Origin of the sequence: Mycolicibacter longobardus, from assembly GCF_002102265.1 — a bacterium.
In the GTDB taxonomy this organism is placed as follows: Bacteria; Actinomycetota; Actinomycetes; order Mycobacteriales; family Mycobacteriaceae; genus Mycobacterium; species Mycobacterium longobardum.
Genome location: NZ_LQPG01000024.1, coordinates 1 through 23,496, shown reverse-complemented (window position 1 = coordinate 23,496; position 23,496 = coordinate 1). Strand labels below are relative to the sequence as shown.

The 23,496-nt window shown below is 69.3% G+C and carries 21 protein-coding genes; 7 read left to right on the top strand and 14 right to left on the bottom strand.

Features of this window, described 5'->3' with window-relative positions; genetic code table 11:
* Positions 1-338 precede the first annotated feature (338 nt).
* The gene (tyrS, locus tag AWC16_RS13435) at positions 339-1,619 is read right to left on the bottom strand and encodes a tyrosine--tRNA ligase (RefSeq protein ID WP_085265258.1); all 1,281 of its coding nucleotides are present in this window, start codon (positions 1,617-1,619) and stop codon (positions 339-341) included.
* A gap of 17 nt (positions 1,620-1,636) precedes the next feature.
* A complete protein-coding gene (locus tag AWC16_RS13430; protein WP_109561404.1) occupies positions 1,637-2,248 on the bottom strand; it encodes a DNA-3-methyladenine glycosylase in 612 nt (203 codons plus the stop codon).
* 57 nt (positions 2,249-2,305) lie between these two features.
* On the opposite strand from AWC16_RS13430, the gene AWC16_RS13425 reads away from it, so the two are divergent.
* Genes AWC16_RS13425 through AWC16_RS13415 form a run of 3 tightly spaced genes read left to right on the top strand, consistent with a single transcriptional unit; the run spans position 2,306 to position 4,454 of the window.
* Positions 2,306-3,070, top strand: a complete 765-nt coding sequence (locus AWC16_RS13425; protein ID WP_085265255.1) for an ABC transporter ATP-binding protein — start codon at positions 2,306-2,308, stop codon at positions 3,068-3,070.
* Entirely contained in the window at positions 3,004-3,834 is an 831-nt protein-coding gene (locus AWC16_RS13420; RefSeq protein ID WP_085265254.1) for an ABC transporter permease, read from the top strand. The genes AWC16_RS13425 and AWC16_RS13420 overlap by 67 nt, the downstream gene beginning before the upstream one ends.
* The gene (locus AWC16_RS13415) at positions 3,834-4,454 is read left to right on the top strand and encodes a TetR/AcrR family transcriptional regulator (protein WP_085265253.1); all 621 of its coding nucleotides are present in this window, start codon (positions 3,834-3,836) and stop codon (positions 4,452-4,454) included. Before AWC16_RS13420 ends, AWC16_RS13415 begins: the two co-directional genes overlap by 1 nt.
* On the opposite strand, the gene AWC16_RS13410 is transcribed toward AWC16_RS13415, so the two are convergent.
* On the bottom strand, positions 4,420-4,644 hold the full coding sequence (locus tag AWC16_RS13410; protein ID WP_085265252.1) for a Trm112 family protein: 225 nt from the start codon (positions 4,642-4,644) through the stop codon (positions 4,420-4,422). The genes AWC16_RS13415 and AWC16_RS13410 overlap by 35 nt on opposite strands.
* Positions 4,641-7,580, bottom strand: a complete 2,940-nt coding sequence (locus AWC16_RS13405; protein WP_234812263.1) for an acyl-CoA synthetase — start codon at positions 7,578-7,580, stop codon at positions 4,641-4,643. Before AWC16_RS13405 ends, AWC16_RS13410 begins: the two co-directional genes overlap by 4 nt.
* Positions 7,581-7,738: 158 nt before the next feature.
* Here AWC16_RS13405 and AWC16_RS13400 point away from each other — a divergent pair, with 158 nt between their 5' ends.
* Positions 7,739-9,517: an ABC-F family ATP-binding cassette domain-containing protein gene (locus AWC16_RS13400; RefSeq protein ID WP_085265250.1), complete on the top strand. Its 1,779-nt coding sequence runs from the start codon at positions 7,739-7,741 to the stop codon at positions 9,515-9,517.
* A 4-nt stretch (positions 9,518-9,521) separates the two neighbouring features.
* On the opposite strand, the gene AWC16_RS13395 is transcribed toward AWC16_RS13400, so the two are convergent.
* Entirely contained in the window at positions 9,522-10,190 is a 669-nt protein-coding gene (locus tag AWC16_RS13395; RefSeq protein WP_276062794.1) for a M15 family metallopeptidase, read from the bottom strand.
* Between the two features lie 166 nt (positions 10,191-10,356).
* Here AWC16_RS13395 and AWC16_RS13390 point away from each other — a divergent pair, with 166 nt between their 5' ends.
* The 3 genes from AWC16_RS13390 to AWC16_RS13380 are packed head-to-tail and all read left to right on the top strand — an operon-like array spanning position 10,357 to position 13,288.
* Positions 10,357-11,136 (top strand): siderophore-interacting protein, encoded by a 780-nt coding sequence (locus tag AWC16_RS13390; protein ID WP_085265248.1) that lies wholly within the window; start codon positions 10,357-10,359, stop codon positions 11,134-11,136.
* Between the two features lie 24 nt (positions 11,137-11,160).
* Positions 11,161-12,654: a PPE family protein gene (locus AWC16_RS13385; protein ID WP_085265256.1), complete on the top strand. Its 1,494-nt coding sequence runs from the start codon at positions 11,161-11,163 to the stop codon at positions 12,652-12,654.
* A complete protein-coding gene (locus AWC16_RS13380) occupies positions 12,632-13,288 on the top strand; it encodes a biliverdin-producing heme oxygenase (protein WP_085265247.1) in 657 nt (218 codons plus the stop codon). The genes AWC16_RS13385 and AWC16_RS13380 overlap by 23 nt, the downstream gene beginning before the upstream one ends.
* On the opposite strand, the gene argH is transcribed toward AWC16_RS13380, so the two are convergent.
* The 9 genes from argH to AWC16_RS13335 form a co-directional block, all read right to left on the bottom strand.
* Positions 13,279-14,694: an argininosuccinate lyase gene (gene argH / locus AWC16_RS13375; protein ID WP_085265246.1), complete on the bottom strand. Its 1,416-nt coding sequence runs from the start codon at positions 14,692-14,694 to the stop codon at positions 13,279-13,281. The two genes, AWC16_RS13380 and argH, sit on opposite strands and share 10 nt — an antisense overlap.
* A 94-nt stretch (positions 14,695-14,788) precedes the next feature.
* Positions 14,789-15,985, bottom strand: a complete 1,197-nt coding sequence (locus AWC16_RS13370; protein ID WP_085265245.1) for an argininosuccinate synthase — start codon at positions 15,983-15,985, stop codon at positions 14,789-14,791.
* Positions 15,986-16,012: 27 nt separating this feature from the next.
* The gene (locus tag AWC16_RS13365; protein WP_085265244.1) at positions 16,013-16,501 is read right to left on the bottom strand and encodes an arginine repressor; all 489 of its coding nucleotides are present in this window, start codon (positions 16,499-16,501) and stop codon (positions 16,013-16,015) included.
* Positions 16,498-17,424: an ornithine carbamoyltransferase gene (gene argF / locus AWC16_RS13360; protein WP_085265243.1), complete on the bottom strand. Its 927-nt coding sequence runs from the start codon at positions 17,422-17,424 to the stop codon at positions 16,498-16,500. Before argF ends, AWC16_RS13365 begins: the two co-directional genes overlap by 4 nt.
* Entirely contained in the window at positions 17,417-18,595 is a 1,179-nt protein-coding gene (locus AWC16_RS13355; protein ID WP_085265242.1) for an acetylornithine transaminase, read from the bottom strand. Before AWC16_RS13355 ends, argF begins: the two co-directional genes overlap by 8 nt.
* Positions 18,592-19,467: an acetylglutamate kinase gene (gene argB, locus AWC16_RS13350; RefSeq protein WP_085265241.1), complete on the bottom strand. Its 876-nt coding sequence runs from the start codon at positions 19,465-19,467 to the stop codon at positions 18,592-18,594. The genes AWC16_RS13355 and argB overlap by 4 nt, the downstream gene beginning before the upstream one ends.
* Positions 19,464-20,666: a bifunctional glutamate N-acetyltransferase/amino-acid acetyltransferase ArgJ gene (argJ, locus tag AWC16_RS13345; protein WP_085265240.1), complete on the bottom strand. Its 1,203-nt coding sequence runs from the start codon at positions 20,664-20,666 to the stop codon at positions 19,464-19,466. The genes argB and argJ overlap by 4 nt, the downstream gene beginning before the upstream one ends.
* Positions 20,663-21,721 (bottom strand): N-acetyl-gamma-glutamyl-phosphate reductase, encoded by a 1,059-nt coding sequence (argC, locus tag AWC16_RS13340; RefSeq protein WP_085265239.1) that lies wholly within the window; start codon positions 21,719-21,721, stop codon positions 20,663-20,665. The genes argJ and argC overlap by 4 nt, the downstream gene beginning before the upstream one ends.
* Positions 21,722-21,851: 130 nt before the next feature.
* Positions 21,852-23,300: a dihydrolipoyl dehydrogenase family protein gene (locus AWC16_RS13335; protein ID WP_085265238.1), complete on the bottom strand. Its 1,449-nt coding sequence runs from the start codon at positions 23,298-23,300 to the stop codon at positions 21,852-21,854.
* Between the last annotated feature and the right edge of the window lie 196 nt (positions 23,301-23,496).

Here is a 23,496-nt window from a genome sequence, read left to right as displayed (position 1 = left end):
GGCGCCGAAGGCATGGCAAAAAACAACAACAAACAAAAACCACCAAACACACTATTGAGTTCTCAAACAACACGCCCCACCCGGACGCGCAGTCAACCCGCGGCTAAAAGCCGCGTGTCGGCCGTACGGACAGATGAGATGCCCCCGAAATCGCTTGGTGAACCTCGTCGATTCCGCGGGCTTGTCGCGCTGACCGGGTCTGGCCTGGTCGCTGCGACGTCGATAAAGTTACGCGAGGTGAAACTGGGAGTCAAATCCGCTGCTAGCGGCGGTTTTTCACCCGGTTCAAGATCAACTTCCGGGCCCGGCGGCGGCGCGCCGGCCCGTGCTCGACCCCGCTAGCCCCTCTCGACTCCGGCCACGTTGCGCTTGCCGCGGCGCAGTACCAGCCACCGGCCGTGCAGAAAGTCCTCCGGCCGCGGTGTCCATTCCTCGCTGTCGACGCGAACGTTGTTCACCGAGACCCCGCCCTCACCGATGGTGCGCCGGGCTGCGCCACGACTTGCCGACAGGCCGGTGGCGACCAACAGATCGACGATGCTGTCCGCCGCGCCGGGCGCCAGCTGGGCCACCGAGGTCTCCTGCAGGGCCGCGGTCAGGGTCGATTCATCCAGCCGGGTGAGCTCGCCCCGGCCGAACAGCGCCTGGCTGGCCAGCTCGACGGCCTCGGTGGCCGCCTCACCATGCACCAGCGTGGTGAACTCCCGGGCCAAGGCGCGCTGGGCGGCCCGCTCGTGCGGGCGGGCGGTCGTCGCCTCCTCCAGCTGCCCCAGCTCGTCGGCGGACAGGAAGGTGAACCAGCGCAGGTAGCGGATCACGTCCGCGTCAGCGGTGTTGAAGAAGTACTGGTACCAGGCGTACGGGCTGGTCATCGCCGGATCCAGCCACAAGCTGCCACCGCCGGTGGACTTGCCGAACTTCGTGCCGTCGGCGGCCGTCACCAGGGGCACGGTCAGCGCATGCACCGTCGCACCGAGCTTCTGGCGCACCAACCGGACGCCGGCGATGATGTTGCCCCACTGGTCGGAGCCGCCGATCTGCAACGAACACCCGTACCGCTGATGCAGCTGCACGTAGTCGTTGGCCTGCAGCAGCATGTAGCTGAATTCGGTGTAGGAGATGCCCTCGGAATCCAGCCGGCGCCGGATCGTGTCGCGGTCCAGCATCACATTCACCGAGAAGTGCTTGCCGACGTCGCGCAGGAACTCCACCGCCGACAACGGCGCGGTCCAGTCCAGGTTGTTCACCACCACCGCGCCGGTCGGGCTGTCCCCAACGTCGTCGAAGTCGACGAAGCGCTCCAGCTGCCCGCGGATCCGCTCGGACCACTCGGCCACCGTGTCGGCGGTGTTGAGGGACCGTTCGCCGGTCTCCCGGGGGTCGCCGATCAGCCCGGTGGCCCCGCCGGCCAGCACGATGGGCCGGTGCCCGGCCCGCTGGAAGCGGCGCAAGGCCAGCAACGGCACCAGGTTTCCGGCGTGCAGGCTGGGCGCAGTGGGGTCGAATCCGGCGTAGACCGTGATCGGCCCGCGCGACACCTCGGCGGTCAGTGCGTCCAGGTCGGTGGATTGGGCGATCAGCCCGCGCCAGCTCAGCTCGTCGAGAATCGTCGTCGGCATGGGTCGATCTTCGCGGATCAGTCGCCGGCGCCCGGCGCCGGTGCCCGCGGGCTGCGCCGATAGGCCGACACCTCGGGGCGCCCGGGCACCCACAGTCGCCACGGCCGGTCGGCCGCCTGGCTGACGCCCACCCGGGGTCCGGCTTGTCCCGCCAGCGGCTCGCCCAGCCGCAGTTGCACCGGGCTGCGCGCATCGAACAGGTCGATCCCATTGTCCGCCATGGTGATTCCCAGCGCGGAGCAGAGATTGCCCGGACCGCGGGCCAACGCCACGCCCGGCACCGCGTCCCCGCGGCGGGTGCGGGCCACCTGCTCTCCGCCGTCGATCACCGCCGCGCGCAGCAGCACCGCGGCGGCCGTCCCGTCCGGGCCGCAGGCGACATTGGCGCAGATGTGCATGCCGTAGCTGCGGTAGGTGTACAGGTGCCCGGGCGGGCCGAACATCACCGCGTTGCGCCCGGTGGGCCCGCGGTCGGAGTGCGCCGCACGGTCCGGCCAGGGCCCGTCCGGCACCCCGCCGTAGGCCTCCACCTCGACGATCATCGCGCTCACCGCGCGGCAGCTCAGGGTGGCGCCGAGCAACAGGTGGGCGGCCGCGAGCGGATCCACCGCAAGCCGGGCAGCACTCACGCCGCAGATTCTGCCGGAACCTTGACACAGCGTCGCGATGGGCAGATTATTCATCACATGATGATTTCATCGCGCGATGAATTATCGAAGGCGCGTACCGCCCCGGCCGTCGCGATCGACCACCTGCGGGTGGTGCGCGGCAAGCGCCCGGTGCTGCACGACTTCTCGGTCCGGATCACCCGGGGCACCATCACCGGCCTGCTCGGGCCGTCCGGCTGCGGAAAGACCACCCTGATGCGCTGCATCGTGGGTACGCAGCTCATCACCGGCGGTCAGGTCGACGTACTGGGCAGCCCGGCCGGATCGCCCTCACTTCGGCGCCGGGTCGGTTACATGCCCCAACAGGCGACCATCTACGACGACCTTCGGGTGATCGACAACGTCCGGTACTTCGCGGCGCTGGCCGGGGTCGACGCCCAGGACGCCGACGACGCCATCGACGCGGTGGATCTGCGAGAGCACCGCGGCGACTACTGCGCCAACCTGTCCGGCGGGCAGCGCGCCCGGGTCTCGCTGGCCTGCGCGCTGGTCGGCCGGCCGGACCTGCTGGTGCTCGACGAACCGACGATCGGCCTGGACCCGGTGCTGCGCGCCGAGCTCTGGCAACAGTTCCAGGCCCTGGCCCGGCGCGGCACCACGCTGCTGGTGTCCAGCCACGTGATGGACGAGGCCGAACACTGCGGCGATCTGCTGCTCATGCGCCAGGGCTGGCTGCTGGCGCGCACCACACCGAGGCGACTGCGAGAGGAGACCGGATGTACGTCGATGGAGGAAGCGTTCCTGTCCATCATCCGGCGCACCACCGCGCCCCGGGCCGGCTGACCGGGCGGCTGCAGCTGCGGCCGTTCGTGGCCACCACGCTGCGGATCCTGCGCCAGCTGGCCGGTGATCACCGCAGCGTCGCGATGATCCTGCTGGTGCCCAGCCTGGTCATCACGCTGATGTACTTCATGTTCGGCAACGTCCCGCATCCGCCGGGCACGCCGTCGCCGTTCAATGCCGCGTGCCTGATCCTGCTGGGACTGTTCCCGCTGTTCCTGATGTTCGTGATCACCGCGATCACCATGCAGCGCGAACGCGCGTCGGGAACCCTGGAGCGCATTCTGACCACACCGCTGCGCCGGCTGGACCTGCTCGCGGCCTACGGGACAGCGTTCTCGATCGCGGCGGCCGCCCAGGCGAGCCTGGCGTGCGTGGTCGCGTTCTGGCTCCTGGGGTTCGACACCGCCGGCAGCCCGGCGTGGGTGTTCGGGATCGCGATCATCAATGCCGTGCTCGGTGTCGGTCTGGGGCTGCTGGCCAGTGCGTTCGCCCGCACCGAATTTCAGGCCGTGCAGTTCATCCCCGTGGTGATGGTGCCGCAGCTGCTGCTGGCCGGGATCATCGTGCCGCGCTCGACGATGCCCGAGTGGCTGCAGTGGGTGAGCAACGCGTTGCCGGCCAGCTATGCGCTCGAGGCGCTGCAGCAGGTGGGCTCGCACCCGGAGCTGACCGGTGTCGCGGTGCGCGACATCGTCATCGTGCTGGCATTCGCGGTCGCCGCCCTGGCTCTGGCGGCGGTGACACTGCGGCGACGGACAGCGTGATGTCCCCCGAGACGGCCAACCGTAGGCCCGGCCGCCCGTCCGGAACCTCCGACACCCGAGACCGGATTCTTACCGTTGCCCGGGACCTGTTCGCCCGCAACGGTTTCGGGAACACCTCGATCCGGGCGGTGGCGACCGAAGCCGGTGTGGATGCCGCTTTGGTGCACCACTACTACGGCACCAAACAGCAGCTGTTCGCCGCCGCGGTCGAACTGCCGATAGACCCGATGACCGTGCTGGGGCCGCTGCGGGAGACCCCGGTCGAGGAGCTGGGCCGCACCCTGCCCGAGCTGCTGCTGCCACTGTGGGATTCGCAGGCCGGCACCGGCCTGATCGCGGCGTTGCGTTCCATGCTCACCGGGACCGAGGTTCCCCTGGCCCGGTCGTTCTTCCGCGACGTCGTGGTCCCCGAACTGGCCCACCGGATCGACGATCCGCCCGGATCCGGCGTGCTGCGAGCCGAATTCACCGCGAGCCAGTTGATGGGGATCGTGGTCGCCCGCTACATCGTCGGGCTGGAACCGATCGCCTCACTGCCGGGCGAGGAGATCGTCGCGATGGTCGCCCCGACCCTGCAGCGTTATCTCACCGGGGATCTGCCGGACCCGCTTGAGCGATGAGCAGGGGATGCTCGTCGTCGCCGACGGCTTCGGCCTCGTCGGCCAGCAGCACCGGGATGTCGTCGTCGATGCGGTAGGCGCGACGCAGGCGCGGGTTGTACAACGCGTTCGCGCCGGAACGCTGTACCAGCAGCAGCGGGCCTCGGTCGACCGGGCAGACCAGGATGGCCAGCAGCTCCTGGTCGATCACGGGCGACCGCCCGCCAGTTCGGCCCGGACCGCGGCGGTCAGGCGCTTGAACTGCCGGCTGGCGGCGTCGTAGTACCAGGAGTTGCGCCCGGCCTTGGGCAGACCGGCCTCGCGCAGCGCACCCAGCGTCGGGCGGTACACCGCGCTGAGCGGCAGACTCGGCACCACGTGGATGATGTCCGGCCCGGCCCCGGCGGGCATGGCGGCCACCGCCTCGCTGAGATCGGCGGCGGTGATCGTGGCGCCGGGCAGCACCGTCACCGCGGACACGACAAGTTCCGCTCCCTCGGTCGGCACCCGATACGTCACCGCCAGGTCGACGCCGGTGACGTTGCCGAGCGCGTCGGTGATCACCACCGGATAAGCGATCCCCCGTTCGGTGTGAACGCTGGACCCGCGCCCGCCGACCAGCCAGTAGTCACCGTCGGCGTCGCGCCGGAACAGGAACTCGGTGGAGATCCAGGTGTCGGCCGGCGCGAACACACCCCGCTTGACCGACGCCGACGGGTCGATCGGGCCGCGCGGCTTGGCCAGCAGCACCCCGACCTCGTCGGTCTCGGCAACCCGCACGAATCCCCGGTCGTCTTCCAGGATCAGGTCGAGTTCGGAGTCGTAGGCGGCCAACTCCACGTCCACCGCGCCGGGCAGCGGGCGTCCCTTGCTGCCGACCTTGGCACCGGAGACATTGGCCAGCACGGCCTGGCCGTCCTTGGTGGCGAAGAACTCGACGACGTGGGCCGGTGCGAATGCCTCGGTGACCCGGTTCCACAGGCCGACGGGCATACCGGAGCCGATGAACAGCCGGACCGGGTGGTTGCCCTGCAGGACGAAGTTCGGGTCGTCGATGACCTCGCCGAGCATCGCCCAGGTGTAGGACACCACGCTGACTCCGTACTGGCGCACCTCGGAGACGAATCGGTCCGGGTTGAGGCCGCGCGACAGCGCGATGCGGGCGCCGCCCACCACGGCGCCGCCGAGACTGACCAGCAGCCCCGACTCATGGTGCAGCGGGGTCAGGCAGTACACCGTGTCGTTGGGGCCCAGGGCGGCCGTCGAGGCGGTGCCGAACGCCGAGAGCGCCCAGCGGAAGTTGGTGATCTGCTTGGCCACCAGTTCGCCGGCCGCGTTGCCGAAGGCGACGAACGCCAGGTCGCGCGCGTATCCGGGGTTGGGCCGGTACCAGCCGGGCAGTTCGACGGCGTCGGGGTCGATCTGTTCCATGTCGACGACGTCGACGTCGGTGGGCAGATCCAGGTCGCGGGTCTCACCACCGCCGAGCACCAGTACCTGACAGTCGAGCTCGCGGGCGGCCTCCAGCGCCAGGTCCAGGTTGGCCGGGTCGGCGATGATGTCGGAGATGCCGCCGAGGCGAGCCGCCGGGAGCAGGTCTCCGTCGGTCGGCATCAGCACGGCGACGGCGCCGAGCCGCGACAGCGCCGCGATCGCGACCATGGCGCTGGGCCGGGTGTCCATCAGCACACCGACGTGGACGCCTTGGCGCACTCCGACGTCGATCAGGCCGCGCACGACGTTGTCGATGCGCTTGTTGACCGCCTCATAGGTGTGGACGCGCCCGTCGAACAGCAGGAATTCGCCGTCGGGCGAGTCGGCGGCCTGCTCACCGATGATGCGGCCCAACGAGATTCGGGTGTGGTCGTTGATCTGGCCCAGCCTGGCCAACCGGGGCAGGGTGCGCGCGGTCTCGACGGCCATGGTGCGCACCGACTTCTGCGCCGCCACCACGGCGTCGGCGGCACCGCGCGCCAGCGTCAGCGCCACCCCGGAGGCCTCCCCCAACCCGTGCGCGATCCGCGACGTCATCGCGACGCCGCCCTTGGCGCCCTCGGTGGTCTGTTCGGACATCAGCGCGACCCCCGCGGGTTGCGGGCCCAGGCCCTCCTGCCACAGCACCCAGCCGGCAACCGTCGGCCAGGTCAGCTCGGCGGCTTTGGAGCCGACCACCAGGCCGAAGTGACCGGCCCGCAGCAGGTACTCGAACACCTTGGCGTCGGGTGCGGCGCGGCGGATTCCGCGGACCGCCGCCGGCTGGCCGATGTCGTCGACCTCCCCGACGAACGCCAGCACCGGGCAGGTGATGTCGGTCAGCGTCACCAGTTGCCCGTTGATGGCGAAACCGCCGGTCATCATCCGGTTGTGTGCGATGAACTGCTTGAGCAGTTCCGAGATGGCCGGACCCGACCAGGCGATCCAGCCCTCGGACTGCAGGAACCGTCGCTGGGCCTCGCGCGGCAGCAGCGCCTCGCGGTCGTGCAGCTGGCGCATGAAGTCCATCCGCGCCTTCGCGGTCTTGAGCGGGTCCATCATCTGGAAGCCCAGGCGCGCCTGCCATCCCGAGATGTCCAGCCGATTGAAGACGTGGTCGGCCATGAAGCCGGCCACGCCTGAGGCGAGATTGGGCGGCAGTCCCATCGGCAGGGCCGCCAGCGTGTCCACCGGGGAGCCGAACGCGATGATGCTCGCGATGCTCTTCGAATGCCGGTAGGCCCCGGTCTGATAGGCGAACATGCCGCCCTGGGAGTAGCCCGCCAGGTGCACGTCGCGCCCGGTCGTCTCGGCGACGGTGTCGATCGCCTGGCTGAGCCCGACGAGGTGGTCGGCGAGATTTCGGCGCATGCCGCCCTCGACCTCGTCGGGTGAACCGAAGTCGATCACCCAGGGATCCACGCCGGCCTCGTGCAGGATGCCGACTGCGCCCTCTTCACGGGTGACGTCCCACATGTTCGCCGACATCATCATCGGGTGCACCAGCAGCACCGGCGGCCCGGGTTGCGGCTGGCCGGGCCGGTTGTCCGGGGGAAAGTAGCGTCGCAGCTTGTACATCGGGACGCTCTCGACGATCTGGAACGGTGACGGCACGGCCCCGGTCTCCAGGCCGCCCCAGCGCAGCACCTCCATGCCGTTCTGCGCGGTGGCCATCAGCCACTCGACCGGCCGGGTGATGGCCGACAGATTCAGATCCACGCTGCTCCCCTACTTCGCGCCCGATCGTCAATGACGTGCACATTCTGGCACATCAGCGCGGTCGGCCCGGCTCGTTCAGCCACCGAGAATGGGCAGGCAGTAGCGTTCTGGCGGTGGCACACCTGCTCGGAGCCGAGGCCCTGCATCTGCAGTACCCCACCGGTGTGGTGTTGGACTCAGTCACCCTCGGGGTGAATGACGGCGCCCGGATCGGGATCGTCGGCCGTAACGGGGACGGAAAATCGTCGCTGCTGCGCCTGCTCGCGGGAGCCATGACACCGGATTCCGGCCGTGTCACCCGGCGCAGCGGCCTGCGGGTCGGGTTGCTGGACCAGGCCGACACGCTCGATCCCGACCGCACCCTGGGGGCGACGCTGGTCGGCGATCAGGCCGACCACGAATGGGCGTCCAACCCGCGGATCCGCGACGTGGTCGACGGACTGGTCTCCGATATCGCCTGGGACGCAACCGTCTCCGAACTGTCCGGCGGGCAGCGACGGCGGGTGCAGCTGGCGGCGCTGCTGATCGGTGAATGGGACGTGATCGGGCTCGACGAGCCCACCAACCACCTCGACGTGGAAGGGATCACCTGGCTGGCACGCCACCTTCAGCAGCGCTGGGCCCGCAACACCGGTGGCCTGATGGTGGTCACCCACGACCGCTGGTTTCTCGACGAGGTGGCCACCACCACCTGGGAGGTGCACGACCGGATCGTGGAGCCGTTCCAGGGCGGCTACGCGGCCTACGTGCTGCAGCGGGTGGAGCGCGACCGGATGGCGGCGGCCAGTGAGGCCAAGCGGCAGAACGTGTTACGCAAGGAGCTGGCCTGGCTGCGCCGCGGTGCGCCGGCCCGCACTTCCAAGCCGAAGTTCCGCATCGAGGCGGCCAACGCGCTGATCGCCGACGTCCCTCCGCTGCGCAACGATGTCGAGCTGGTGAAGCTGGCGACCGCGCGGCTGGGCAAGGACGTCATCGATCTGCTCGACGTGTCGGTCTCTTTCGACGCCCGCCCGGTGCTGCGCGACGTCGAATGGCGGATCGGTCCCGGTGAACGCACCGGCATCGTCGGCGCCAACGGCGCCGGTAAGTCCACTCTGCTGGGGTTGATCGCCGGCACGGTGGTGCCGGACACCGGGCGGGTCAAGCGCGGCAAGACGGTCCGGCTGGGGATGCTGGATCAGCAGTCCGAGGAGCTGGCCTCGCTCGCCGGGGATCGGGTGGCCGACGTATTGGGCCGGTTGCGCAACGACTATCAGGTCGACGGCAAGGAGATGACGCCGGCTCAACTGTTGGAGCGGCTCGGGTTCGGCCGCGCGCAGCTGTCGGCGCGGGTCGGTGAGCTCTCCGGTGGGCAGCGCAGGCGGCTGCAGTTGATGCTCACCCTGCTGGCCGAGCCGAACGTGCTGGTGCTTGACGAGCCCACCAACGACGTCGACACCGACATGCTGACGGCCACCGAGGACCTGCTGGACTCGTGGCCGGGCACGTTGATCGTCGTCTCCCACGATCGCTATCTGCTGGAGCGGGTCACCGATCAGCAGTACGCCATCCTGGACGGACGGCTGCGGCACCTGCCGGGCGGTGTCGACGAGTATCTGCAGCTGGCCGCCGACGCGCGCCGGGCACCGGTGTCACGGCCGGCCCCCTCCGCGGCCGGTCCGGGTCCGCTGTCGGGAGCGGACCTGCGCGCCGCCCAGAAGGACCTGGCCGCGGTGGACCGCCGCCTGGCGCGGCTGGCCGAACAGATCGAGGCCAAGCATCACGAACTTGCCGCCTACGATCAGTCCGATCACGTGGGCGTAGTGGCGCTGACCCGGGAGTTGCGGGCCCTGGAGGACGAGGTGGCCGAGCAGGAGGTCCGCTGGCTGGAGCTGTCGGAGCTGCTGGAATAGCCTCTCAGCGCCGCTCGAAGTGCTGGTAGTCCACCGGCGACTTCCAGTTGCCGCCCCAGCGCCAGCCGGCGTCGGTGAAGGCGTGCACGGCCGGGTCGCCGGCATGCAGCAGGCCCGGTTCGATCCGATGGCGGTCGGTGTAGACCGCGGCGTTGTGCGGCTCGAACTCCCCGTGGTCGATCGACGGGTTCAGCAGCGGGTTGACATCGATGGCGCGGCCGTAGGCGTGCAGCGCCCAGTTTCCGGAGCCCGGGATGCGCCGGCAGTTGAACGCCGATGTGTTGTTGTCCTCCATCGACAGCTCGTCGTCGCCGCCCCGGTAGTCGGCGACCGGCCGCATCTTCTCGATCGGGAATTCCAACTTGTACAGCCGGTCGAATACGGCGATGACCTGCGGAACCAGGTCCCGGTGCACGATCAGCTCGCCGCGGTGGGGCTGGGCGTCGAATCCGAGGTGAGTCAATGTGACGCGTCGCAATTGCGCCGGGGTGACCGGACAGTCCGAGTGCCAGGTGGCGCCGAGTTCGGCGGCCGTGACGCGCGCGACGGCGGCGGGTTCGGGGAGGGTGTTGGGCGCCGATGACGCTGCCGCTGCCGATGTCGGGGGTGCGTCCGGCGGCGGCGCGCCGGTGCACTGTGACAGCAGCGCGCAGACCGCGATCGCCGTCAGCAGGCGCCACGCGATCAGGGTGTTCGGGCGTTCTCCAGGGCCGTTGATTCGCCCACGCTAACGCAGCGCGAGATCGTTTCCCGCCAACCTGGCCAAGGCTTGCTTGAACTCCACGACGCGCAACTGTAGCCTCGTCTACTTAGGTAAGGCATACCTAATTCTCTATGAGATGGAGATCCCTGTGACAACGATCCTCGATGCTTTCCCGCTGGTCAGCACCCTACGAGACGCGGTGTTCCTATCCGCGACCGTCAGTGAGGTCGAACAGCTGACACCGAGGATGCGCCGCCTCCGTTTCAGCGGCCCCCGACTGCGTGGCCTGGGTTGGACGCCGGGTCAGCACGTACGCCTGCAGGTCGCCGGACTGCTCGATTCGGTGCTGCGGCTGCACCCACACGACGCCCTGCGGTCGTACTCCATCTACGACGCGGACCCCGACACCGGAACGCTCGACATCGTGATGCTCGACCACAACTACGACCCGGACACCGTGACACCTGCCAGGCGTTGGGCGACTGCGGTTTCCATCGGAGACCACGTCGATATCACCCGGCCCCAGGGAAATTTCGTGATCCGCCCCGATGCTGCCTACCAACTCTTCGCCGGGGAGGAAACGGCGTCGGTCGCCTTCGCCGCGATGCTGCGAACTCTGCAGCCGGACACCGACGTCTACGGCGTGATCGAGGCGGCGACCACCGCCGACCACCTTCCGCTCGCGCGCCCCTTGACCCGCGTCGAGCGCGGCGAGGCCTCAGCGGCGAACTCCCCCGTCCTCGCCGAGGCGCTGCGCGCCCTCGAACTGCCCTGTCATCCCGGCTTCGCCTACCTCGCCGGGGAAGCCCGCACCGTCCAGACCCTGCGAAAGATATTGATCACCGAACGCGGCTGGGACCGGCGCCGGATACGCACCAAACCCTTCTGGACTCCTGGTCGCACCGGAATGGAATAGCAACCAGCCACCACGGTGACGATGATGACCGCGCCCATCTGGATGGCCTTCCCTCCCGAGGTGCACTCGAGCCTGCTCAGCGCCGGGGCGGGTGCCGGGACACTGCTGGCCGCTGCGAACGCCTGGAATGCGCTGAGCAACGAATACGCCGCGGCCGCGGCCGAACTCACGACAGTTCTGGGATCGGTCCAGTCCGGATCGTGGCAGGGCCAAAGCGCCGCAAGATATCTCGCCGCACATGCGCCCTATCTGGCCTGGCTGACGCAGGCCGGCGCCGACAGCGCCGGCGCAGCGGCCCAGCTGGAGACAGCGGCCGGCTCCTACGCCGCAGCCTTGGCCGCGATGCCGACCCTCGGCGAACTGGCCGCCAACCGCGCGACGCTGGGCGTGTTGGTGGCGACGAATTTTTTCGGGATCAACGCGATCCCGATCGCGGTCACCGAAGCCGACTACTTGCGGATGTGGCTGCAGGCCGCCATGACCATGAGCATCTACCAGACCGCCTCCGCGGCAACCATGGCGTCGACCCCGCGAACGACCCCGGCGCCTCCTGTTCTCACGCCGGGTGTCGCCGAGGCCGGGCCAGCGGCCTTCACCGACCCCATCGAGGAATGGCTTTCCGGTTCAGAGCATTTCAGCGCCATGTACAAGATGCTCAAACAGGTGCTGGCCGATCCGCTCGGCACGCTGTATCAGGTCGTCGTCGACTTTGCGACCAACCCATCGGCGGCGATAGCCACCTGGCAACCGTTGTTCTACCTGTTCGCGTACGGAGCGACCTTCGGCGCGATGGGGACACCGATCTACGCGGCGATGATGGGACCGGCGGCATCGGCGGCCATCCCGATCGCTTTGGGATTGTCCGGGCTCGCCGCGATGGCCGAGGTCCCCGCCGTTGACGCACCCAGCGTGGTCAGTCCCCCCGGGCAGGACCACCCGGCCGCGGTCATGATGCCGACCGCCCCGTCGGCCGCCGCGTCCACGCCCCCGGCTTCGTCGCCGACGAGCACCCCCGCCGTTCCGGCACCACCGGCCCCCGCCCCGCCGCAAGCTGCGAGCCCCGTCGGCCTCTACTACGCGGTGTCCGGCGGAGGTCCCGGCGTCGGCTTCGGCCCGTCGATGCGGCACCGGGCCGCACAGGCCGCAGGGGCCTCGAGTGGTGCGCGCAAACCAGCGGGCGCTGCTGCCCTGGCCACCGCCGATAAGAGGGCACGCAAGCGCCGCAGCGCTGCGGTCAAGGCGCGTGGCCATCGCTACGAATTCATCACCGTGGACGACACCTCCGCTCCGCCGCACCCGGAGGAACCGACCATGGTCAGTGCCTCGGGCAGCGGTGCGATCGGATCGACCGGCACTACGGCGAAGTCCGGGCTGGCGGACCCGGCTGGACTCACTACGCTGGCGGAAGATGCATTCGGCAACGGAGCCACCACCCCGATGATGCCGGGAAGCTGGACCGGCGACAGCGCCCGTGACGAAGGAAACGGATTACAGAATGCCGCTGAAGGCCACGGTTGACCCCGATGCCGCCCGATCGCTGTCCACCGCGATGCGCGTTGGATCGCAGGCGGCACACGACGCTGCCGAACGATCACTGTTCGTACAGGAACTGATGGACGGCAAGCTCAACGAACAGGGCTACGCCGACTACCTGTCGCGGCTACGGATGGTCTACGCGGCACTGGAGGCCGCGGTGCGGTCGCACCGTGACGACGCCCTGGTCGCCTCGGTTTACGACCCCTCGCTGGAACGCCTGCCGGCCATCGAGGCGGACCTGGAATTCTGGGCGGGCGGCGCCGCCCCGGCGGTCGATTCCGCCGCCGCCCGGGCGTACTGCGACCGGATTGCCGCCGCTTCCGGCAGCGCCCTGCTGGCCCACCACTACACGCGCTACCTCGGGGATCTCTCCGGCGGCCAGGCGATCGGGCGCGTGCTGGATCGGACTTTCGAGCTCGACGGCGCCGGCCTGTCGTTCTACCAATTCCCGATGCGCCCGAAACCGTACAAGGACGCCTACCGGGCCCGTCTCGACGAACTGGGCCTGGCCCCCGACGAAGTCGAGCGGGTGGTCGACGAGGTCAAGCTGGCCTTCCGGCTGAACCAGAATCTGTTCGACGAACTCGCCGAGAACCTGATGTCCTATTACCGCTGATCGAGCCACCGGCGCTGCCGCGCGACTTGTTCGGCAAGGCCGTCCAGCTGATCGGTCACGCGCACCGGCGCCGTCCCCCCGCGGGCATCGCGCGAAGCCACCGAACCTTCGACCGTCAGCACCTCACGCACCTGTGGGGTGAGGTCGGGGCTGATCGCGCCCAGTTCGTCGTCGGTGAGTTCGTCCAGGCCGACACCGCGCTGCTCGGCGGCCTTGACCGCCGCACCCGCTGCCTCGTGGGCGACGCGGAACGGAACACCTTGGCGCACCAGCCATTCGGCGATGTCGGTGGCCAGCGTGTAACCGGCCGGAGCCAGCGCGGCCATCCGCTCGGTGTCGAACCGCAGGGTGCCCACCAGCCCGGCCGTAGCCGGCAGCAGCAGTTCCAGCTGGGCCGCCGAATCGAACACCGGCTCCTTGTCCTCCTGCAGGTCCCGGTTGTAGGACAGCGGCTGGGCCTTCAGCGTGGCCAGCAGACCGGCCAGGTTGCCGATCAGGCGGCCGGACTTGCCGCGGGCGAGTTCGGCGATGTCGGGGTTCTTCTTCTGCGGCATGATCGAACTGCCGGTCGACCAGGAGTCGTGGAGGACGGCGTAGCCGAATTCCGTTGAACTCCACAAGATGATGTCTTCAGCCAGCCGAGACAGGTCGACGCCGATCATCGCGAACACGAAGGCGGCCTCGGCGGCGAAGTCGCGCGCGGCGGTGGCGTCGATCGAGTTGTCCGCGGCGGCGGCGAAGCCGAGTTCGGCGGCGATGGCGTCCGGGTCCAGCCCCAGCGACGAGCCGGCGAGTGCCCCGGATCCGTATGGTGACACCGCGGCGCGGGCGTCGAAGTCGATGATGCGATCCACGTCGCGCAGCAACGGGTGGGCATGCGCCAGCAGGTGGTGCGCCAGCAATACCGGCTGCGCGGACTGCAGGTGCGTCTTGCCCGGCATGATGGCGCCGGGGTGGGCCGCGGCCTGGTGGGCCAGCGCGTCGACGACGTCGAGCACGCCGGCGGCGATACGGCGCACCGCGTCGCGCAGCCACATCCGAAACAGCGTGGCCACCTGGTCGTTTCGCGATCTCCCGGCCCGCAGCCGGCCGCCCAGGTCCGCGCCCACCCGGTCGATCAGGCCGCGTTCCAGTGCGCCGTGCACGTCCTCGTCGGTGACCAGCGGACCGAAGCTGCCGTCTGCGACATCGCTGCCGAGGCTGTCCAGGCCGGCCAGCAACCCGTCACGCTGTTCGGTGCTCAGCAGCCCCGCGCCGTAGAGCACCTTCGCATGCGCCTTCGATGCGGCGATGTCGTAGGGGGCCAGCACCCAGTCGAAGTGGGTGGACTTGCTCAGCGCGGCCAGCGCGTCGGACGGGCCTTCGGCGAACCGCCCACCCCACAGCGATCCCTCGTTGGTGCTCATCGGGTCACCTTTCTACGGCGAGCAGACGCAGAATCGCATCCGCAGGACCGCCTGCGTGCGATTCTGCGTCTGCTCGCGGTGGGAATGGAATCGGTCAGCCCAGGTCCCGGCGGGCGGAGATCTTCGAGCTCAGTCCGTGGATCTGGACGAAGCCGCGCGCGGCGCTCTGGTCGAAGGTGTCGCCCTCGTCGTAGGTGGCCAGGTTGAAGTCGTAAAGAGATTCAGCGCTGCGCCGCCCGTTGATGATGATGCTGCCGCCGTGCAGCACCAGCCGGATGTCGCCGGACACATGCTGCTGGGTGTCCTCGACGAACACCTCGAGGGACCGCTTGAGCGGGCTGAACCACAGGCCGTCGTAGGTGAGCTCGCCCCACTTGCGGTCCACGCCGCGCTTGTAGCGGCCCAGTTCCCGTTCCAGGGTGACGTGCTCGAGCTCGGTATGCGCGGTGATCAGCACCATCGCACCGGGCGCCTCGTAGATCTCGCGGCTCTTGATGCCCACCAGCCGGTCCTCGACCACGTCGAGCCGTCCCACGCCCTGCGCACCGGCACGGGCGTTGAGCTCCTGGATGATCTGCAGCACGCTGAGCGGACGGCCGTCGATCGCCACCGGGCGGCCCTTGTCGAAGCTGATGATCAGCTCGTCGGGTGCGTTGAAGTTGACTGTCGGGTCCTCGGTGTAGTCGTAGACGTCCTTGGTCGGGGCGTTCCACAGGTCTTCCAGGAACCCGGTTTCCACCGCGCGGCCCCACACGTTCTGGTCGATGGAGAACGGCGAGCGCTTGGTGACGTTGATCGGGATGTCGTTCTGCTCGGCGAACGCGATGGCCTTCTCCCGGGTCCAGGCGTAGTCGCGGACGGGGGCGATGACGTCGAGTTCGGGTGCCAGCGAGGCGAAGCCGACCTCGAAGCGGACCTGGTCGTTGCCCTTACCGGTGCAGCCGTGCGCGACGATGGTGCCGCCATGGCTGCGTGCGGCCTCCACCAGGTGCTTGACGATCAGCGGCCGGCTGATCGCCGAGACCAGCGGGTAGCGGTCCATGTAGAGCGCGTTGGCCTTGATGGTGGGCAGGCAGTACTCGTCGGCGAACTCGTTGCGGGCATCGACCACGACGGCTTCCACCGCACCGCAGTCCAGGGCCCGCTGACGCACCACCTCCATGTCCTCGCCGCCCTGGCCGAGGTCGATGGCGACGGCGACCACTTCGCGGCCGGTCTCCTTGCCGATCCAGCTGATCGCCACCGAAGTGTCCAGGCCGCCGGAATACGCCAGGATGACGCGTTCGGACATCGAGTTCTCCTTGCTTGTGCTGGTGTTCTACTGCAGGTCAATGAGGGTGGCGGCGAGCTCGGCGCCGGTCATCGGCTCGCGGGCCGCCACGAAGATGGTGTCATCCCCGGCGATGGTGCCGACGACGTACGGTAGCGCGGCCCGGTCGATGGCGCTGGCCAGGTAGTCCGCCGCCCCGGGCGGGGTGCGCAGCACGGCGAGGTTTCCGGTGGCGTCGGTGGACACCAGCAGCTCCCCCAGCAGCCGGCACAGCCGGTCGGTGCCGCCGGAGACCCCGCGCACCGGGCTGCCGTCTTCGGGCACCACGTACACCCCGGCTCCCCCGTCGACGCCGCGCAGCTTCACCGCGCCCAGCTCCTCGAGATCCCGTGACAACGTGGCCTGAGTGACCTCGATGCCGTCGGCGGCCAGCAACGCAGCCAGCTCGGTCTGGCTGCGGACCGGCGACGCGGACAGCACCTCCACGATGCGGGCCTGGCGGCCCACCCGCGTGATGGAGCTATCCGCTCGGCTCATCGTGACCGTTCCAGCAACCACACCAACAGCGCCTTCTGCGCGTGCAGCCGGTTCTCGGCCTCGTCCCACACCGCGCTGTGCGGGCCGTCCATCACCGAGTCGGTGATCTCGTCGCCGCGGTGCGCCGGAAGGCAGTGCAGCACCGTGACTTCCGAGTCCGCATGGGCGACGAGTTCGTCGTTGATCTGATACGGCCGAAACGGCGCGACCCGGTCCAGTCCGTCGTCCTCCTGGCCCATCGATGTCCAGGTGTCGGTGACCAGCACGTCGGCACCGGCGGCCGCCTTCATCGGGTCGGCGGTGAGGGTGACCGACGCGCCGGTGTCCGCGGCGCGCTGCTCTGCGGCGGCGACGACGGCGGGGTCGGGGGTGAATCCGTCCGGTGCGGCGACGGTGACGTGCAGCCCGGCGGTAACGCCGCCGAGCATCAGCGAGTGCGCCATGTTGTTGGCGCCGTCACCGAGGTAGGTCAATCTCAAACCCTTCAGGGCGCCCTTGCGCTCGGCGATGGTCTGCAGATCGGCCAGCACCTGGCAGGGGTGGAACTCGTCGGAGAGCGCGTTGACGATCGGCACCGTGGCGGTGCTGGCCATCGCGGTCAGCCGGTCCTGGGCGAAGGTGCGCCAGACGATGGCGTCGACGTAGCGCGAGAGCACCTGTCCGGTGTCTTCCAGGGTTTCGTCGCGGCCCAGCTGGGTGGAGCGGCCGTCGACGACGACGGCGTGCCCACCCAGCTGTGCGATGCCGATCTCGAAGGAGAACCGGGTGCGGGTGGAGTTCTTGTCGAAGATCACCGCGACCCCGCGGGGGCCCTCCAGCGGCCGGTGGCTGAACGGCTCAGCTTTCAGTTCCGCTGCCAGGGAGAGGATTTCGGCCTGCTCGGCCGGGGTGATGTCGTCGTCGCGCAGAAAGTGCCTAAGCATGCGTCGCCTCCTGCGCCGTGTCGAGTACCGCCGGCAGCGCGGTGAGGAAACTGCCGATCTGTTCGTCGGTGATGATCAGCGGCGGCGCCAACCGGACCACGCCCGGCGCCGCGGCGTTGACCAGGAAGCCCGCGTCGCGCGCCGCCAGTTCCACGGCCTTGGCCTGGGGCGCGGCCAGCACCACGCCCTGCAGCAGACCCTTGCCGCGCACGTGGTCGACCAGCGGATGGTGCAGTTCCTCGATGCCGTGGCTCAGCGTCTTGCCGAGCGTCCCGGCCCGGGCGATCAGGTCGCCGTCGGCCAGCGTCTTGAGCACGGCCAGCGCGGCCGCGGTGCACACCGGGTTGCCGCCGAAGGTGCTGCCGTGGCTGCCCGGAGTCAACAGGTCACCGGCGGCACCGACGGCCAGGCAGGCCCCGATCGGCAGGCCGCCGCCGAGTCCCTTGGCCAGCGTGATGATGTCCGGGGTGATGCCGTCGTGCTGGTGGGCGTAGAAGGCACCGGTGCGCCCGACCCCGGTCTGCACTTCGTCGAGCACCAGCAGTGCGCCGTGGGCGGCGGTGATGCCGCGGGCTTCGGCCAGGTAGCCGGCGGGCGGCACCACCACGCCGCCCTCCCCCATGATCGGCTCCAGGAAGACCGCGGCGGTGGCCGAATCGACCGCGTCGGCCAACGCTTTGGTGTCCCCGTAGGGCACGTGGGTGACGTCGCCGGGCAGCGGCTGGAAGGGTGCCTGCTTGTCGGGCTGACCGGTCAGGGCCAGTGAACCCATGGTCCGGCCGTGGAATGCCCCTTGTGCGGCAACGATCTTCGTCTTGCCGGTGAGGCGGGTCATTTTGAAGGCGACTTCGTTGGCCTCGGTTCCGGAGTTGCAGAAGAAGACCCGCGCCGGGGCACCGAGATGGTCGACCAGGCCCTCGGCCAACGCGATGCCCGGCTCGGTCGCGTACAGGTTCGAGGTGTGGCCCAAGGTGTTCAGCTGGGTGGTGACGGCCTCGATCACCGCCGGATGCCGGTGACCGAGCACGTTGACCGCGATGCCGCCGAGCAGATCGACATAGCTCTTGCCGGTTTCGTCGGTGACCACCGCGCCGTCGCCGCTGACCAGCGCCAGCGGCGGGGTGCCGTAGTTATTCATCATCACCGCTTGCCAGCGGCCTTGGAGAGTCACGAGTTCACCACCTTGGTTCCGGTGCCGGCGTCGGTGAACAGCTCCACCAGCACACAGTGTTCGACCCGGCCGTCGATGATGTGGGCACTGGGCACTCCACCGCGAACCGCGCGCAGGCAGGCTTCGACTTTCGGAATCATGCCCGATTCCAGCTTCGGCAGCAGTTGCTCCAGCGTGGCGGTGTCGATCTCGCTGACCAGCGAATCGGTGTTCGGCCAGTCGGTGTAGAGACCGTCGACGTCGGTGAGCATCAGCAGCTTCTCGGCCTGCAGCGCTTCGGCCAGTGCGGCCGCGGCCGTGTCGGCGTTGATGTTGTGCACCACACCGTCGGGGTCTGGCGCCAGGGTGGACACCACCGGAATCCGTCCTGCGGCAATCAGGTCCAGCACCGCGGCGGTGTTGACCTGATCGACGTCTCCGACCAGACCGATGTCGGTGGCGACCCCGTCGACGGTGACGCTGCGGCGCACTGCGGTGAACAGCGCCGCGTCCTCCCCGGTGATGCCGACCGCATACGGCCCGTGGGCGTTGATCAGCCCGACCAGCTCGCGGCCCACCTGTCCGAACAGCACCATGCGCGCCACGTCGAGCACTTCCGGTGTGGTGACCCGGAATCCGCCCTTGAAGTCACCTTCGATGCCAAGGCGTTTGAGCATGGCGCTGATCTGCGGGCCACCGCCGTGCACCACCACGGGGTGGATGCCGCAGTTGCGCAGGAACGCCATGTCGGCGGCGAACGCGTGCTTGAGGGTGTCGTCGGTCATGGCGTTTCCGCCGTACTTGACGACGACGATTTTGGCGTGCAGCTGCTTGAGCCACGGCAGGGCTTCGGCCAGTACCTGGGCTTTGACGTGTGTGGTCAGTTCACTCATGAGCTATACGCGGAGTTCTCTTCGACGTAGGCGTGTGACAGGTCGGTGGTGCGCACCATGGCGCGCCCGCCGCCCTGGTTGAGTTCCACTGTCACGTGGATGTCGGCTCCGGACAGATCGACCTCGCGGGCGCCCGGCACCGGCATGCCGTCGCTGAAGACCGGTGAACCGTTGAAGGACACCGTGATCCGATCCGGGTCGATGGTGAACGGCACCATCCCGGTGGCGGCCAGCACCCGTCCCCAGTTGGGGTCGGAGCCGAACAGCGCGGTCTTGACCAGGCTGTCGCGGGCGACGATCCGGGCGGCGAGCAGCGCGTCGTCGTCGCTGCCGGCGCCGGTGACGGTGATCGTGACCCGTTTGGTGACGCCCTCGGCGTCGGCCTGCAACTGAGCGCACAGGTCGTCGCAGGCCGCCAGCACCGCGGCGTCCAGATCATCCTGACTGGGCGTGATCTCGCTGGCACCCGAGGCCAGCAGCAGCACCGTGTCGTTGGTGGAGCAGCTGCCGTCGATGTCGAGGCGGTCGAACGTGAGTTTGGCGGCCCGGCGCAACGCGGTGTCCAGCGCCGCCGCGTCGACCTTGGCGTCGGTGGTGAGCACCACCAGCATGGTGGCCAGCGACGGCGCCAGCATGCCGGCGCCCTTGGCCATTCCGCCCAGGGTCCAGTTGTCCTTGTGGTGCAGCGCAACCTGTTTGGGCACGGTGTCGGTGGTCATGATCGCGCGGGCGGCTTCGTCTCCGCCGACCAGTCCGCCGGCCATCTCCTGCACCACCTCGGTGACACCGGGCAGCAACTTGTCCATCGGCAGCCGGTCGCCGATCAGCCCGGTCGAGCAGACCGCGACTTCGATCGCGCCGGTCTCGGTGCCCCACTGCGACAATGCCGCGGCAACGGCCTCGGCCGTGGTGTGGGTGTCCTGGAAGCCGCCCGGACCGGTGCAGGCGTTGGCGCCACCGGAATTGAGGATCACCGCCCGCAGCCGGCCGGTCTTGAGCACCTGCTGACTCCACTGCACCGGCGCGGCCTTGACCTGGTTGCTGGTGAACACGCCGGCGGCGGCATAGTCGGGTCCCTCGTTGAACACCAGCGCCAGGTCCGGTGCGCCGGAAGCCTTGATACCGGCGGCGATCCCGGCGGCCCGGAAGCCCTCCGGCGCGGTGACGCCCTGCTCACGCAGCAGCCGTGTCGCAGTCACGGCGCCACTCCGACCGTCGAGAGTCCTTCTGATTCCGGCCAGCCCAGGGCCAGGTTCATCGCCTGCACCGCGGCACCGCCGGTGCCTTTGACCAGGTTGTCGATCGCGGCGATCGCGATGAACGTCGAGGCGTCCTCATCGACGGCGACCGCCAGATGGGCGGCGTTGCTGCCGATCACCGATCCGGTCTTGGGCAACTGGCCCTCGGGCAGCAGATGCACGAACGGCTCGGCGTGGTAGGCCTTTTCGTAGGCGGCGCGCAGTTCGGACAGCGACGCGGTGGTCTTCGCGGTGCAGGTGGCCAGGATTCCGCGGGAGGTCGGGATCAGCACCGGAATGAACGCGACGCTGACGTCGCGGTGGGTCACGGCCCGCAGCCCCTGGCTGATCTCCGGAGTATGCCGGTGGGCGCCGCCGATGTTGTAGGCACGCGCCGAGCCGATCACCTCCGAGCCGAGCAGGTCGACCTTGGCGGCCTTGCCGGCACCGGAAGTGCCGCTGACCGCGACCACCGTGACGTCCGGCTCGACCAGTCCGGCGGCGACGGCCGGAAAGAGCGCCAGCAGCGCCGCGGTCGGGTAGCAGCCCGGTACCGCGACCCTCCGAGCGTCCTTGAGCTTGTCCCGCCCGCCGGGCAGCTCCGGCAGCCCGTAGGGCCAGGTGCCGGCGTGCGCCGAGCCGTAGAAGCGTTCCCAGTCCGTCGGGTCGCCCAGCCGGAAGTCGGCGCCGCAGTCGACCACCAGCGTGTCGTCCCCGAGTTGTTCGGCCAGCACTGCCGAATGTCCGTGCGGCAGCCCGAGAAACACCACGTCGTGCCCCGCGAGGACGGCGGGTTCGGTAGGTTCGAGCACCCGGTCGGCCAGTGGCACCAGATGCGGATGTTGCTCGCCCAGGGTGCTGCCGGCATTGCCGGCCGCCGTGAGTGCGCCGATGCTCAGCCGGCCGTCGGCATACGCGGGATGCCCGAGCAGCAGCCGCAGGATCTCCCCGCCGGCATAGCCGCTGGCGCCGGCCACCGCCACCTTGATCGCTTTGGTCACCGACCGATTCTGCATGATTATGCGGTTTGACGCAAATTAATTACGCCGGCCCTTTGTCGCGAGTGTGCGTGTTGTCCGGCGTCCGGCGGCGTGTCGCGTACAACCGTGCACGCTCGCCGATGGTGACTGACGATATCCGACCTGTTCAGGCCGATGCAGAGTCGCGGAAGGCCTCCAAAAGCCGCAACCACACTTCACTGATCGTCGGGAAGCACGGTACGGCATGCCAGAGCCGGCTGATGGGGACCCGACCGGCAACCGCGATGGTGGCCGAGTGCAGCAACTCGGCCACGCCCGGGCCTACGAACGTGACACCAAGTAGGTACTGCTCGTCGGCGTCGACCACCATGCGCGCCCGCCCCCGGTAGCCGTCGGCGTGCAGCCTGGCCCCCATCACGGCGTCGCCGATCTCCACGTCCACCACCCGTACCCGATGTCCGGCCTGCTGCGCCTGGTCGGCGGAGAGCCCGACCGAAGCGGCCTCGGGGTCGGTGAAGAAGACCTGGGGCACGGCGTGGTGGTCGGCGGTGGCGGCGTGCACACCCCAGGGCGCGGTGTCCAACGTCTTACCGGCCGCGCGGGCGCCGATCGCATCGCCGGCAATGCGCGCCTGGTATTTGCCCTCATGGGTCAGCAGCGCTCGGTGGTTGGCGTCGCCGCAGGCGTAGAGCCACCCGTCATCGACGGCCCGCACCCGGCAGGTGTCATCGACTTCCAGCCAGTCGCCGGGGGTCAGCCGCACGGTTTCCAGGCCAATATCGTCGGTGCGGGGCGCGCGGCCGGTCGCGAACAAGATCTCGTCGACCTCGAGCTCGCTGCCGTCGGTCAATTCCAGACGCACCGGACCGTCGGCTTGGGGTCGCCTCAGCCGGGCGACCGAAACACCCGTTCGCACATCGACGCCCGCATCGGCCAGCCCGAGGGCGACGTATTCGCCGACGAAGGGCTCCATCCGCGGCAGCAACCCCGATCCGCGCACCAGCAGCGTCACCGCGGCGCCCAAACCCTGCCAGGCGGTGGCCATTTCGACGCCCACCCCGCCGGCTCCGACAACGGCGATACGGCCGGGCACCGATGTGGCTTCGGTGGCTTCGCGATTGGTCCACGGACGGGCCTCGGCGATGCCGGGCAGGTCCGGCATCACCGCGCGGGTTCCGGTGCAGACCACGACCGCTTGCCGGGCGGTCAGCGCCACGGCGTCGCCGCCGGGCGTGGTGACCACCACCCGTCGCGGTCCGTCGAGGCGTCCGTGTCCGCGCGTCAGCGTCGCACCGATCCCGTTGAGCCAGTCCGCCTGTCCGGTGTCGTCCCAGTCGCCCACGTAGTGGTTGCGGCGCGCGAGTACCTCGACGGTGTCGATCGCGGAGCCGACGGCCTGGCGTGCGCCGGCGACCCGGCGAGCGTCGTCGACGGCGAGCACCGGCCGCAGCAGGGCCTTGCTGGGTACGCAGGCCCAGTAGGAGCATTCGCCGCCGATGAGTTCGCGTTCGACGATCGCCACGGTCAGTCCCGCGGCGCGGACGCGGTCGGCGACGTTCTCACCAACCGGTCCGGCTCCTAGTACGACGACGTCGTAGGTATCGGATTTGTGCATCGAGTCGACCCCCTCGAGGTTCCGGCTTGGTGATGCGCGGCACCTGTCAGCATGCCGGAGCACGGGGGTTCGCGATAGCTCGCGATCGTGCGCAGTTGCACACCTAAATGCGGCGTGTCGTGTGCAAACACTCAGTGTCACTGTCGACGGTGCCGCGTTGCGGTGGTTGGGTTCTTCTCACCTGGTGCCTGGCTCT

Excerpts from the sequence above, each read along its gene's own strand:
- tyrS (WP_085265258.1), bottom strand. The coding sequence starts at position 1,619 with ATGCCGACGACGATTCTCGACGAGCTGAGCTGGCGCGGGCTGATCGCC.
- AWC16_RS13415 (WP_085265253.1), top strand. The coding sequence starts at position 3,834 with ATGTCCCCCGAGACGGCCAACCGTAGGCCCGGCCGCCCGTCCGGAACC.
- AWC16_RS13365 (WP_085265244.1), bottom strand. The coding sequence starts at position 16,501 with ATGAGCCGAGCGGATAGCTCCATCACGCGGGTGGGCCGCCAGGCCCGC.
- AWC16_RS13420 (WP_085265254.1), top strand. The coding sequence starts at position 3,004 with ATGTACGTCGATGGAGGAAGCGTTCCTGTCCATCATCCGGCGCACCAC.
- AWC16_RS13425 (WP_085265255.1), top strand. The coding sequence starts at position 2,306 with ATGATGATTTCATCGCGCGATGAATTATCGAAGGCGCGTACCGCCCCG.
- argH (WP_085265246.1), bottom strand. The coding sequence starts at position 14,694 with ATGAGCACCAACGAGGGATCGCTGTGGGGTGGGCGGTTCGCCGAAGGC.
- AWC16_RS13405 (WP_234812263.1), bottom strand. The coding sequence starts at position 7,580 with ATGGCCACCGCGCAGAACGGCATGGAGGTGCTGCGCTGGGGCGGCCTG.
- AWC16_RS13385 (WP_085265256.1), top strand. The coding sequence starts at position 11,161 with ATGACCGCGCCCATCTGGATGGCCTTCCCTCCCGAGGTGCACTCGAGC.
- AWC16_RS13370 (WP_085265245.1), bottom strand. The coding sequence starts at position 15,985 with ATGTCCGAACGCGTCATCCTGGCGTATTCCGGCGGCCTGGACACTTCG.
- argC (WP_085265239.1), bottom strand. The coding sequence starts at position 21,721 with ATGCAGAATCGGTCGGTGACCAAAGCGATCAAGGTGGCGGTGGCCGGC.
- AWC16_RS13335 (WP_085265238.1), bottom strand. The coding sequence starts at position 23,300 with ATGCACAAATCCGATACCTACGACGTCGTCGTACTAGGAGCCGGACCG.
- AWC16_RS13390 (WP_085265248.1), top strand. The coding sequence starts at position 10,357 with ATGGAGATCCCTGTGACAACGATCCTCGATGCTTTCCCGCTGGTCAGC.
- argF (WP_085265243.1), bottom strand. The coding sequence starts at position 17,424 with ATGCTTAGGCACTTTCTGCGCGACGACGACATCACCCCGGCCGAGCAG.
- AWC16_RS13380 (WP_085265247.1), top strand. The coding sequence starts at position 12,632 with ATGCCGCTGAAGGCCACGGTTGACCCCGATGCCGCCCGATCGCTGTCC.
- argB (WP_085265241.1), bottom strand. The coding sequence starts at position 19,467 with ATGAGTGAACTGACCACACACGTCAAAGCCCAGGTACTGGCCGAAGCC.